The organism is Mucilaginibacter sp. (assembly GCF_965277465.1).
GTDB lineage: Bacteria > Bacteroidota > Bacteroidia > Sphingobacteriales > Sphingobacteriaceae > Mucilaginibacter.
Genome location: NZ_CBDICW010000002.1, coordinates 1,237,682 through 1,250,152, shown reverse-complemented (window position 1 = coordinate 1,250,152; position 12,471 = coordinate 1,237,682). Strand labels below are relative to the sequence as shown.

The window sequence follows — 12,471 nt, the reverse complement described above, 5'->3', positions numbered from 1 at the left end:
ATCAAGCCCAGCAATAAATCATTGGTTATATTAAACGTGTAAAGTATTTTTAACGTATGCAGCACTTTCTGCAATACTTACAAACGGATCAATATTGATATAGTTTTCCTGCTCAACAATGTAATGCTTTAAGCCTGCTAATTTTGCATGGCTCAGTATGCCTTTAAAGTTGATGCTGCCTTTACCTATTTCGGTATTTAAGTCAGTTTGTGTTTTATCCCTGTCTTTTATATGGCATAAGGCAAACCTGCCCGGGTGGGTTTCAAATAACTTAACCGGATCCTGCCCGGCACGTACCACCCAAAAAATATCCATTTCCATGTGTACCAAAGCGGGGTCGGTTTCATTTAATATGGTATCATAAAAAGTAGTACCGTCAATAGGTTTCCACTCAAAGTTATGGTTATGGTAGCCTAATTTTAAGCCTGATTTTTTACATAACTCGGCTGCCTTGTTCATTTTTTCGGCAACCATTTTAAACTGATCCTTACTTTTTAAAACCTCGCCATTAATTGAAGGTACTACCACATAGGTCATGCCGGTAATGTTTGCAGCGTCAATATAAGTTTCCAGTTCACCTGTTTTACCATGAACAAAATACTCGTCCATACCAAAGTGAGCGCTTGGTGTAGTAAGGCCATTATCTTTTAACAAACCGCTAAAGGCTTTTGCATCCATACCCCAAAAACCATTTTGTTTGGAGTAGCCAAAAGGTTCAACCTCTTTATATCCGGCTGCAGCAACCTTTGCTATTACGCCCTTAGGATCTTTTGGTAATTGATCGCGAAGGCTGTAGAGCTGTAAGCCAACAACCTTGCCCGCCTTTGCCGAAAGCAAATTGGGAGCAATCATTGCGCCAGCCGATATAAGGCCCGCTTGTTTTAAAAATTTTCTTCTGGTAGTCATAGGTATTGTGTTTTAGTAGATGGTATTTGTATTAAAGTTCAATTGGCACTAAACATCACAGATCTGGATAGCCTGCCTTAGCGAGGCGATCTTATCGGCCCGTTTAGGAACAAACTCCTGCCCTACATAGCCTTTAAAGCCTGTGGCGGCAATGGCTTTCATCACTGCCGGATAGTAAAGTTCCTGGGTGTCATCAATTTCGTGTCTTCCAGGTATGCCCCCGGTGTGGAAATGTGCAATATACTGGTGATGATCGGTTATGTTACGGATAATATCGCCTTCGTTTATCTGCATGTGGTAAATGTCAAAAAGCAGTTTAAAGTTTTCTGACCCTAACCTTTTTGCCAGTTCTGCCCCCCATGCCGATGTATTGCACTGGTAATCTTTATGGTCAATTTTGCTGTTCAGCAATTCCATACACAGTACAACCTTATGCTTTTCGGCAAGCGGAAGCAGCTTGCTTAAACCTTCTACGCAATTTTTCCAGCCTGTTTCATCATCTTTCCCCCTTTTACTACCGCTGAAACAAATTAAATTGGTATAGCCGTTTTTGGCAACCAACGGAATCATTTCTGTATAATTCTTTATCAGCGTTTCATGAAACTCGGTATCACCAAAACCATTGGTCAGGTTAATCTCGGCACCATTACACATAGGCGAATACATGCCATGCTTTTGCAGCGTAGGCCAATCCTTCGGGCCGCAAAGATCAATACCTGTAATACCCATTTCTTTAGATACCACACATAACTGATCGAGCGTTAGCTCGCTGTAACACCAGGGCGAAACCGAGTGGTTGATATTACCTTTCAGTTTACCTAATACAGTTGGTTTATCCTCAGCTTTTGTAAATGATGATAACATTCCGGTAGCAGTTATAGCAGCAGTACCGGCAACTATATTTTTTATTGCCGATCGTCTGTTTTGGTTAGTTGCCATAGGTTAATAGTTTATGCTTCTATTGATGCAGATTTGGTTTGTATCGGGTTGGTATCTTTAAAAAATATAAAGAAGATCAGGAACACAAAGGCTGCAATGCTGGCTGGTATAACCCATATCATTTGCCAGTTATGGCCTGATGATGTGTTGTAACTATCTGAAATAAGCCCGGCTACAAAGAAACCTATCAGCATACCTATACCATAGGTAGCTAAAGTGATCATTCCCTGTGCTGCACTTTTGTATTGCGGCCCGGCTTTTGAATCGGTATAGATTTGCCCTGATACAAAGAAGAAATCGTAACAAACACCATGCAATGCGATACCTATGATCAGCATAAAGCTTAATTCGCCTGCGTTGCCATAAGCAAACATCACATACCTTACGGCCCAGGCCAGCATACCTACTAAAATAGTCCACTTAAAGCCAAACTTTTTAAAGAAGATAGGTAAACAAAGCAAGAACAATACTTCTGATGCCTGGCCAATGGTCATTTTACCGGTTGGGTTGGCAACCTTAATATCGGTTAAAAAGTTGCTCGCATTTTGGTAATAAAAAGCCAATGGGATACAGATCAATATAGACGCGATAAAGAAAACCGCAAAGTTTTTGTCTTTTAACAGTTTTAACGCATCTAAGCCAAGCAATTGCGAGATGCTTACCTTTTCGCCTGTTGGCGTTTTTGGAGGGGTAGCCGGCAAGGTAAAGCTGAACAAGCCTAATACCAGCGAAGCAATACCACCCATTAAAAACGTATTCTTTAAAAATCCGCTCTTTACGCCATCCGGTGAATCCCAATGAAATAAATAGCTGATGGCCAAGCCGGCTAAGATCCAGCCGATAGTTCCCCAAACACGGATGCTTGAAAACTCTTTTTCAGGATCTGTCATCTGGTTAAATGAAACCGAATTTACCAATGCCAATGTTGGCATGTATAATATCATGTAACCCAAAACGTAAGGATAAAATACAGATACATCGGTTGCATTATACATCTGGTACATTAAAACAGCACCTAATAAATGTAATACACCCAATATACGTTCCGCATTAAAATACCTGTCGGCAATTAAACCTATTATGAACGGAGCTATTATGGCACCCCATGATTGGGTAGAGAATACTGCGCCTGTTTGCGCACCAGTGGCGTGAAGGCTATTGCCCAAAAACGGACCTAATGTTACAAACCATGCCCCCCAAATAAAGAATTCGAGAAACATCATTACAGATAATTTACCCCTGATAGCTGCGGTCATTTTATAGTGTTTAAATTGGTTTTAAGGTTTTTGGTTTGGCTTATTTCTTAAGCGATAAGATATAAGTAACCATTGTTTTGGCATCGCTTACAGAAAGTGAAGGGTGAGCAGACATCGGAATATCGCCCCAGTTACCTTTACCACCTGCTATAACTTTATTTGCCAGTGTTGTAATATTTTCATCAGTTGCCGGGTATTTAGCGGCAATATCCTTAAGTGCAGGGCCAACTACTTTTACATCTTCTTTATGGCAGGTATTGCAATCAGCTGCTGCCATTAATTTGGCACCGGGAGCTAATGCACCCGCATCTTTTTCAGTTCCTGTTTTTGTTGCATTGGTATCAGCATTTGTTTCGGCCGATTTTGCGGTTTGATTGGCTGCTGTAGTGCTATCGCCGTCACCCGGTTTTGAGCTTCCGCCACAAGCAGTAATAACTGCGCATATAGCAAGAACGATAAAAATCTTTTTCATGATGGATTGTTAATATGAGATTGAAAATTGAATAATTAAGGCTAAAAATAACTAAATATTTGATTTAAATAAGTGCTGCTGCAAATCAATCAAATGCCTAAGGTTTTCCTGTTAAAGGCATCGTCAGATCCGGATGAAGCAAAATCATCAAAAGCTTTATCTGTTACTCTTATAATATGGTTTTTAATAAATTCTGCTCCTTCGCGGGCGCCATCTTCCGGGTGTTTAAGTGCACACTCCCATTCCAATACTGCCCAGCCTTTATAATCGTACTGTGCCATTTTGCTGAAAATGCTCTTAAAATCAACCTGGCCATCGCCTAATGAGCGGAAACGTCCGGCACGGTCTATCCAGTTCTGGTAGCCGCCGTATACACCTTGTTTACCTGTAGGGTTAAACTCGGCATCCTTAACGTGGAACATTTTTATACGCTCGTGATACAGATCAATATACTCCAGGTAGTTAAGGCACTGCAAAACAAAATGCGATGGATCATAAAGCAGGCATGCGCGGGCATGGTTGTTCACTTTATCCAAAAACATCTCGTAAGTTATCCCGTCGTGCAGGTCTTCGCCGGGATGGATTTCATAGCAAAGGTCAATACCATGTTCATCATAAACATTTAGTATCGGTTCCCAGCGTTTTGCTAATTCGTCAAATGCAGTTTCAACAATTCCTGCCGGCCTTTGCGGCCATGGGTAAACCATAGGCCAAAGCAATGCACCGCTAAAAGTAACAGATGCAGCCAAACCTAAGTTTTGTGAAGCCTTTGCCGCATATTTTAGTTGCTGAACGGCCCACTCCTGCCTTGCTTTTGGATTATTACGATAAGCCTCGGGTGCAAAGCCATCAAACAGCTGATCGTAAACCGGGTTTACGGCAACCAACTGTCCCTGTAAGTGGGTTGATAGTTCGGTTATTTCTAAACCGCAGGCGTTAACGCGGCCTTTCAGTTCGTCAGCATAAGTTTTGCTTTCTGCTGCTTTTTGCAGGTCAATAAACCGTGCATCAAGTGTGGGTAGCTGTACCCCTTTATATCCTAAATTTTTGGCCCAGTTACAAATACCTTCCAGGGTGTTAAACGGTTCCTGGTCGCCTATAAACTGTGCTAAAAATATTGCGGGTCCTTTTATAGTAGTCATATTAGTTTATCATTGGTCATTGCGTCATTGGCAATTATCATACGCCAATTATCAAATCATTTATCAGATCACGTAATCTGTCCACTTTTCATCGCTGTGGTTTGAATTTACCACGTTTTCAATAAAGGCCATACCTCTTATTCCATCTTCAATTCCGGGAAAGTCAAGCCACTCGGGTTTTGCTTCTTCGTTATTTAGTTTTGCCATAAGCGATAGTGCGAAGTTGCGGTAAAGATTACCAAATGCTTCCAGGTAACCTTCGGGATGCCCGCCGGGTGTGCGGGTATTGTGCGTAGCATAAATTGATTCCCTGTCTGTATAGCCACTGCCCGCCCTTATGGTTTGAGCCGGCTTATCCAGCCATTTAAGGGTAAGCGTGTTTGGTTCCATCTGCGCCCATTCAAGGCTGCCATTTTCGCCATAAACACGAATCTTTAGTGCATTTTCCTCGCCTGCTGCAACCTGCGATGCCGTCAGCACGCCTGTCGCCTTATCCTCAAAACGCAATAAAATCGCGCCGTCGTCATCAAGCATACGGCCATCAACAACAATATTTAGAGAGGCATTTAACTGGGTTATTTTTAATCCAGATATATATTCGGCCAGGTGGGCGGCGTGTGTGCCTATATCGCCCATGCAACCGCTTTTTCCCGATTTTGACGGGTCGGTACGCCATGCGGCCTGTGCGTTTCCTTCTCTTTCAGATAATTTGCTCAGCCAGCCTTGTATGTATTCAACATAAATTTTCCTGACCTTGCCTAATGAGCCCGACTTAACGATCTGCTTTGCTTCCTTCACCATCGGGTAGCCCGAGTAGGTATGGGTAAGCAGCAGCATTAAGCCTGTTTCGTCCAGCTTTTTCTTTAGCTGTTTAGCCTCATCAAGTGTAAAAGTTATTGGTTTTTCAATAACCACGTTAAAACCATTCTCCAGCGCTAACATTGCCGGGGCAAAGTGTGCAAAGTTTGGGGTAACAATGGTTACAAAATCCATGCGTACATCAGCAGGAAGCTTAGCTTCTGCCGCTATCATTTCTTCGTTACTGGTGTAAATCCTGTCTTCAGGTAAAAAAAGTATATGGCCGCTTTCAATAGCAACATCCTTGTGCATGCTTAAAGCACCACAGGTCAGTTCTATCAAACCATCCATATTAGCAGCTATCCTGTGAATAGCGCCTATAAAAGCATCTTTCCCCCCGCCTATCATCCCCATGCGGAGTTTTCTGTGAGCCATTTGTTATAATTATTGGTAAATGAGTATATGAATTGCAATTATAGAAATAATGTTCTGCCGAATTGGTTCATATTCATCACCAAATTCAACAGAACATTAAATCATTAATTATTTTTTAGGTAGCCCAGGCCTTGTCGCCTTTTTTGTAAGGCACATTACCATCGTAATGTCCCGGTACGGCTATGTAGCGCAATGCCTTGGTAGCACCAACTTCTGATGTAAAGTAACCCAACAAAGTAAGTTCTTTTATCATCCTGAAATAATGGTTAGGTACTTCCAGTCCCTTGTATTTTGTATCACCTTTATGCTGCAGCTTATCGGCATCGGCATCTTTATTTTTCTTGGCGGTGTATTCCTTTTGCTCTTTATCTAAATCAACCAAAAGATCTGTACGCTGTTTTGCTGTAATATCTAAAAACTTGGCACTAAATTTCTTCTGGCTGGCCTCATCAAGCTTGGTAACACCTTCTAAAAAGATCTTCTGATCATCTGGTGTATAGCAATCCCTAACCATTACAGCCATAAACTGACCCACATTGGCGGCTTTTGCACCTGGCGAGCTTGTTGTTGGCAAAATGGTATCCGCAACTTCGTTTAAAAAGGCTACATGATCGGTAGTAAACAGGTCGGCAACCTGCGTCGAATTGGTTTTACATCCCGAAATAAAAAATTCGGCACCTATTACGGCACCTCCCATTAAGAGGGCAACTCTCCCTATGGCGTCTCTTCTATTCATTTTAATTGTTTTATTAATTGAATTAATGAATTATTATATCGTCCAGCCTTCTCTGTACTCGCGTTTAACGTATTGGTTAACGGCATCAAAGTTGGTTATCTTCATATTGTCATTGTCCCAAATCATTTTAATGTGGCCGCCCTTAAGCTCATGGCCCCTTACTGCAAGGTTTGCCATTAATAACGCCTCAGTTAACGGACCAGCAACTGAAAAGGGTGAACTTAACTCTGTTTTACCATAACCGGCAATACAACCTTCAACCCATTGGCCGTAATGGCCATCGGTACCACCTGGTACACGTGCTATTGTTTGTTTAACATTAACCTCTTTTGTACGTGATGTTGGCAACAATAAAGGATTATCAGAATAAGTACTGGCAATCATTTTACCTTTTGTACCGATAAATAAAGTACCGTTACCATCATCGCCAAAACGTTCGTTAGGGCCTAATTCCTCTGGTCTTTCGGGTTGGATACCGCCGTCCATCCAGTGTACGGTAACATCGCCTTTTGTTTTATGGGTTTTAGGGAATGTTAAAGTAATATGGCTTGACGGAGGGCAGCTTTCAGGGAAATGGCCCTGTGTAAACTCACCCACATAAACCGAACCTACGCTTGCCTGTACATCCTTAGCATATTGTAAACCCAATACCCTGAAAGGAGCCTCAACAAGGTGGCAACCCATATCGCCTAATGCACCGGTTCCGTAATCCCACCAGCCGCGCCAGTTAAAAGGAACCAGGTTTTCAACAAAGTTCTTTTTAGGGGCAGTACCTAACCAAAGGTCCCAATCTAAAGTTGTTGGGATCTCGGCAGTTTTTGACGGCCATGCAATGCCTTGCGGCCACACGGGGCGATTTGTCCAACAGTAAACGGTGTGCACATCGCCAATAATATCGGCATCGTACCATTCAGCCAGCTGGCGTGTACCCGGGTTTGATGCACCTTGGTTACCCATTTGTGTAACCACCTTATATTTTTTGGCAGCCTCTGTTAACAGGCGGGCTTCATAAATATCGTGCGTTAATGGCTTTTGTACATATACGTGCTTGCCCAACTGCATAGCATGGTAAGCAACTATAGCGTGAGTATGATCGGGGGTTGAAACTGATACAGCATCGAAATGCTTTGATTCTTTTTCAAACATCTCGCGCCAGTCTTTATAAAACTTTGCTTTCGGAAATCTTTTAACTGTACCTGCAGCACGGGCATCGTCAACATCGCATAAATAAGCAATGTCGGCTTTACCTGTTTTGCTGAAATTAGCAATATCGCTTTCACCTTTTCCGCCCACACCAACGCTGGCAATAATTAAACGGTCGCTTGGTGCGGTATAACCTTTACCACCCAGCACAAATCGCGGAACGATCATGAAGCCTGCGGCAGCAATGGTACTGGTTTTTAGGAAGTCCCTGCGCGAGGGGTTTGATGTTTTATCGGTATCTTTTTCTTCGGTCATGGTTTATAATTTCAAAAGGTTAGATATTGTTCTTTTTCAACTCCTCAACTGCATGATTGGCGGCACGTGCTGTAAGCGCCATATAAGTAAGTGACGGGTTTTGGCAGGCTGTTGAGGCCATTGCTGCTCCATCTGTTACAAATACGTTCTTAGCATCCCATACCTGGTTCCACTCATTCAATACTGATGTTTTAGGATCGCGGCCCATCCGTGCAGTACCCATTTCATGAATACCTCTTCCCAAAACGCCTTCGCTGGTGTATGAATGTACATTTTTTACACCGGCAGCTTCCAGCATTTCAACAGCATCGTTTGCCATATCAACACGCATTTTGCGTTCGTTATCTTTAATTTCAACATCAAATGCTAAAATTGGCAATCCCCACTTATCTTTTTTGGTTTTATCAAGGGTTATTTTATTATCATGGTATGGCAGTGTTTCACCAAAACCACCCATACCCATTGTCCAGGTACCCGGTTCGGTTAAGGCATCTTTAAATGCACCGCCAATATTCATTTCAGCAATATCCCTGCTCCAGTTTTCGCGGCCCGCACCACCCTGGTAGCCAAAGCCACGGATGTAATCGCGTTTTTCGCCGTTAAGGTTCCTGTAGCGTGGTATATAAATACCGTTTGCCCTGCGGCCAAAATAATATTTATCATCGTACCCATCAACCGTGCCTGATGCACCTACACCTAAGTGGTGATCCATTACGTTGTGGCCTAATTCGCCGCTGCTGCTGCCCAAACCATCCTGCCATACATCAGTTGCAGAGTTCATTAAAACCCATGCACTGTTTAAGGTTGATGCGTTAAGGAAAATAACCTTTGCAAAATACTCGTACGTTTGGTTGGTTTCAGCATCTAATATCTCTACGCCTTTAGCCTTTTTAGTATCCTTATCATATAGAATTTTGGTTACAATTGACCACGGACGAACCGTTAAATTACCCGTAGCCATAGCCGCAGGTAAAGTAGCTGACTGTGTACTGAAGTAAGCACCAAACGGACAACCTAACCAGCATTTATTACGGTACTGGCAGTTGGTACGGTTATTATGCGGAACAGTGATATTAGCCGTACGGCCAATGATCATGTCGCGTGCTTCTTTATAATGATCTTTTAAGCGTTTGGCAACGTCTTTTTCAACAACGTTCATTTCCATTGGCGGCATAAAGTCACCATCAGGAAGAATGGCCAAACCATCTTTATTACCAGATATACCTGCAAAGCGCTCTACATAACCATACCAGTCGTGCAGATCCTTATAACGGATAGGCCAGTCAACACCTATACCATCTTTGGCATTGGCTTCAAAATCAACATCGGCCCAACGGTATGATTGCCTGCCCCACATTAATGAGCGGCCACCTACATGGTATCCTCTAAACCAGTCGAAACGTTTAATTTCGGTGTAAGGGCTGTCCTTATCACTGGCCCAGTAATCAAGGTTAGTTTCGTTAAGCGGATAATCGCGTTTTAAAACCGGGTAATCCTCGATCATTTTTTGCGTACGCCCACCCCTGTGCGGAAACTCCCAGGGATCTTTTGTTGCGTTAACATAATCTTTGATGTGCTCAATGTTCCGGCCACGCTCTAACATGATGGTTTTCAAACCTTTTTCGGTAAGTTCTTTTGCAGCCCATCCGCCCGAAATTCCTGAACCAATGACTATGGCGTCATAAGTGTTTGCAGACATATAATTAATTAATAAAAGGGTTTATAAATTTATACAATCGGTTACTTCGTCTAATGTATGAACAAAAAATTATTGAACAAATATTTTCATTGTGTTTTTTTCACACATTGAATTTAGTACCCAAGCCTATTTAAATAACAGCGTTTAAAATGGTTATACATTTCCTTTATTCATTTCGCTTACGGCATAATCAACTGCACGGGCGGTAAATGCCATATAGGTTAATGATGGGTTTTGGCACGAGGTTGAGGTCATGCTTGCGCCATCGGTAACAAAAACATTTTTACAAGCATGCACCTGGTTCCATTTATTAAGGATGGATGTTTTAGGATCATTACCCATGCGGGCGCCTCCCATTTCGTGTATATCCAAACCCGGTGCCTGGTGATTGCTTGATGCCTTTATATTTTTAAAGCCCGCCGTTGTAAACATTTCTGTAAGCTGCTCTATATAATCCTTCTTCATCTTTTCGTCGTTATCATCATAATCAACCGAGATGCGGAGAAGCGGCATTCCCCATTCGTCTTTTTGTTTGGGGTCGAGGCTTACAAAGTTGCTTTCTTTAGGGATGGTTTCGCCCATCATGTGCGATCCAACATGCCATGGGCTTATATCACCCTTCACCATATTTTCCTTTAAGCCGGCGCCAACGCCATCATATTTATGTTCCTGGTATCGGTAAGCACTAAAGCCCGAAGCATAGCCGCGCAGAAAATCAGTTTCCTGTTTATAAACATTGCGGAAACGTGGGATATAGCCACCCCCTGCCGGGTTGCGCCCGTCGGTTGTCCAATCCTTAAACCCATCATACTCCGCACCAATATGTGCCGAATAGTTGTGGAAGGCCACATATTTACCTAATACCCCGCTATCATTACCCAACCCATTAGGGAAACGGTGCGATGTGGAGTTAAGCAATACCAGGTTGGTATTTATAGCTGCCGCATTTACAAAAATGATGCGGGCAAAATAATCTATGCTTTCTTTGGTGTTGGTATCTATCACACGAACGCCTGTTGCCTTGCCCAATTTTTCATCATAGATAATTGACTCAACAACCGAGAATGGCCTCAGCGTTAGATGACCAGATCTTAATGCCCAGGGAATAGTGGATGAATTGGCACTAAAATATCCCCCGAAAGGGCACCCCCGCTGGCACAGCGTACGGCTTTGGCACTGCGACCGCCCCTGATCCAAATGGATTTGGTTGGGTTTTGACAAATGCGCACAACGCGCGCTTATTACATGCCTGTTTTTATAAGTACTTTTTACGTGTTTGCTAAAATAATCTTCCACATCGTTTAGTGGGTAAGCGGGTAAAAACTCGCCATCGGGCAGTTCAGCTAAGCCATCTTTATTGCCTGATATGCCTGCAAATTTTTCAACATAGCTATACCAGGGCGCAATATCTTTATAGCGAATGGGCCAGTCAACCGCAAAACCATCGCGGGCAGGGCCTTCAAAGTCAAAATCACTCCAGCGCTGGGTTTGCCTTGCCCAAAGTAATGATTTACCACCAACCTGGTACCCGCGGATCCAGTCAAACGGTTTCTCCTGTATATAAGGATGCTCCTTATCTTTTACAAAAAAGTGAGCGGCATCCTCGCCAAAGGCATAACACCTGTTAACAATAGGGTTTGCCTCCTGCACATCATTAGGCAACTGCCCGTGATGCGGAAACTCCCAGGGATATAAGTTTGTTGTGGGGTAATCTTTGTTATGCTTTACATCGCGGCCACGCTCCAGCATCAGGGTTTTTAGTCCTTTGCCCGTAAGCTCTTTAGCCGCCCAGCCGCCACTCATGCCCGATCCTATTACAATGGCATCAAAAGTACGTTCTTTAACGCTGTCTATATTTAAGTTAGCCATGTTGTTTTAAGCTGTCTTTAATTTACTAACCGGGTAATGTGCATTATACCTGCCGGGAATAAGCTCATAAACAATTTGTTTGGTCATGAAATATTGCGAGGTGGTGTACCCGAACAATGTTTGTTGTTTTACCGCCCAGTAAAATGTATTAATTGGCGATGCATCTATATTTTTTTGTGGCTTGGCATTGCGGCCCTGCGGTTTGGCATTTTTTGACTGATCTTTTGCACTGGCTTCAATACCGTTCAATACGGCTTCCCTGTCCTTAACCGAAAGCTCACTGAATGATTGGTTGTACTTCTTTTTCACCAAGTCGTTAAAGTCAGCAAGTCCGGTTACTATAGCCTGCTGATCCTTTTTATTATAGCAATCATCAAGCATCTTTAAAGTAAACAAATGCAGGTTCAGATCCTTTGCACCCGGAGTAGTGGTTTTTGGGATAATGGTTTCGCACATATCGGCTATTAATGCTTGCTGGTCTGCATCTAAAGGGATGTGTTTCAGGGCTACAGCTGTAACTGGCTTATTATGCAAGCACGATGGCAATAAGGCTGCACTTCCTAATACCAGTGCCAGATTTTTTATAACGGTTCGTCTGTTCATTGATAGTTAAATTGTTTTAGCAAAAAAACACTACAGTAACACTTAATTAATATTGGCTTATTTTAAACACTTAAAAGTTGATGACAACCGGCTTAAAGGGTGCTTAAATTTATAATTTCTTTGAACTTCTTATTTAGGGGGAAAAGCTTCAAATGGTG

General features: G+C 42.7%; 11 protein-coding genes. All 11 read right to left on the bottom strand.

The genetic code is table 11. The annotated features are described in order from the left end of the window. Positions 1-30: 30 nt before the first annotated feature. Complete coding sequence (locus tag ACQY4U_RS17915) at positions 31-906, bottom strand: TIM barrel protein (RefSeq protein ID WP_428330823.1); 876 nt, start codon at positions 904-906, stop codon at positions 31-33. Positions 907-954: 48 nt separating this feature from the next. Next, on the bottom strand, positions 955-1,845 hold the full coding sequence (locus tag ACQY4U_RS17910) for a hydroxypyruvate isomerase family protein (protein ID WP_428330822.1): 891 nt from the start codon (positions 1,843-1,845) through the stop codon (positions 955-957). Between the two features lie 11 nt (positions 1,846-1,856). Further along, the gene (locus ACQY4U_RS17905; protein ID WP_428330821.1) at positions 1,857-3,101 is read right to left on the bottom strand and encodes a nucleoside permease; all 1,245 of its coding nucleotides are present in this window, start codon (positions 3,099-3,101) and stop codon (positions 1,857-1,859) included. Between the two features lie 40 nt (positions 3,102-3,141). Then, on the bottom strand, positions 3,142-3,573 hold the full coding sequence (locus ACQY4U_RS17900; protein ID WP_428330820.1) for a c-type cytochrome: 432 nt from the start codon (positions 3,571-3,573) through the stop codon (positions 3,142-3,144). 89 nt (positions 3,574-3,662) lie between these two features. Next, positions 3,663-4,715 (bottom strand): sugar phosphate isomerase/epimerase family protein, encoded by a 1,053-nt coding sequence (locus ACQY4U_RS17895; protein WP_428330819.1) that lies wholly within the window; start codon positions 4,713-4,715, stop codon positions 3,663-3,665. A gap of 63 nt (positions 4,716-4,778) precedes the next feature. Then, complete coding sequence (locus ACQY4U_RS17890) at positions 4,779-5,948, bottom strand: Gfo/Idh/MocA family protein (RefSeq protein WP_428330818.1); 1,170 nt, start codon at positions 5,946-5,948, stop codon at positions 4,779-4,781. A 115-nt stretch (positions 5,949-6,063) separates the two neighbouring features. Beyond that, entirely contained in the window at positions 6,064-6,684 is a 621-nt protein-coding gene (locus tag ACQY4U_RS17885; protein ID WP_428330817.1) for a gluconate 2-dehydrogenase subunit 3 family protein, read from the bottom strand. Positions 6,685-6,717: 33 nt separating this feature from the next. Beyond that, positions 6,718-8,142, bottom strand: coding sequence for a Gfo/Idh/MocA family protein (locus ACQY4U_RS17880; protein ID WP_428330816.1), 1,425 nt, complete (start codon positions 8,140-8,142; stop codon positions 6,718-6,720). A gap of 19 nt (positions 8,143-8,161) precedes the next feature. Further along, entirely contained in the window at positions 8,162-9,841 is a 1,680-nt protein-coding gene (locus tag ACQY4U_RS17875; RefSeq protein ID WP_428330815.1) for a GMC oxidoreductase, read from the bottom strand. Positions 9,842-9,994: 153 nt separating this feature from the next. Beyond that, positions 9,995-11,710, bottom strand: a complete 1,716-nt coding sequence (locus ACQY4U_RS17870; RefSeq protein ID WP_428330814.1) for a GMC oxidoreductase — start codon at positions 11,708-11,710, stop codon at positions 9,995-9,997. Between the two features lie 6 nt (positions 11,711-11,716). Further along, positions 11,717-12,313: a gluconate 2-dehydrogenase subunit 3 family protein gene (locus ACQY4U_RS17865; protein ID WP_428330813.1), complete on the bottom strand. Its 597-nt coding sequence runs from the start codon at positions 12,311-12,313 to the stop codon at positions 11,717-11,719. Positions 12,314-12,471: the final 158 nt, after the last annotated feature.

Excerpts from the sequence above, each read along its gene's own strand:
- ACQY4U_RS17915 (WP_428330823.1), bottom strand. The coding sequence starts at position 906 with ATGACTACCAGAAGAAAATTTTTAAAACAAGCGGGCCTTATATCGGCT.
- ACQY4U_RS17875 (WP_428330815.1), bottom strand. The coding sequence starts at position 9,841 with ATGTCTGCAAACACTTATGACGCCATAGTCATTGGTTCAGGAATTTCG.
- ACQY4U_RS17890 (WP_428330818.1), bottom strand. The coding sequence starts at position 5,948 with ATGGCTCACAGAAAACTCCGCATGGGGATGATAGGCGGGGGGAAAGAT.
- ACQY4U_RS17885 (WP_428330817.1), bottom strand. The coding sequence starts at position 6,684 with ATGAATAGAAGAGACGCCATAGGGAGAGTTGCCCTCTTAATGGGAGGT.
- ACQY4U_RS17905 (WP_428330821.1), bottom strand. The coding sequence starts at position 3,101 with ATGACCGCAGCTATCAGGGGTAAATTATCTGTAATGATGTTTCTCGAA.
- ACQY4U_RS17900 (WP_428330820.1), bottom strand. The coding sequence starts at position 3,573 with ATGAAAAAGATTTTTATCGTTCTTGCTATATGCGCAGTTATTACTGCT.
- ACQY4U_RS17880 (WP_428330816.1), bottom strand. The coding sequence starts at position 8,142 with ATGACCGAAGAAAAAGATACCGATAAAACATCAAACCCCTCGCGCAGG.
- ACQY4U_RS17870 (WP_428330814.1), bottom strand. The coding sequence starts at position 11,710 with ATGGCTAACTTAAATATAGACAGCGTTAAAGAACGTACTTTTGATGCC.
- ACQY4U_RS17895 (WP_428330819.1), bottom strand. The coding sequence starts at position 4,715 with ATGACTACTATAAAAGGACCCGCAATATTTTTAGCACAGTTTATAGGC.
- ACQY4U_RS17910 (WP_428330822.1), bottom strand. The coding sequence starts at position 1,845 with ATGGCAACTAACCAAAACAGACGATCGGCAATAAAAAATATAGTTGCC.
- ACQY4U_RS17865 (WP_428330813.1), bottom strand. The coding sequence starts at position 12,313 with ATGAACAGACGAACCGTTATAAAAAATCTGGCACTGGTATTAGGAAGT.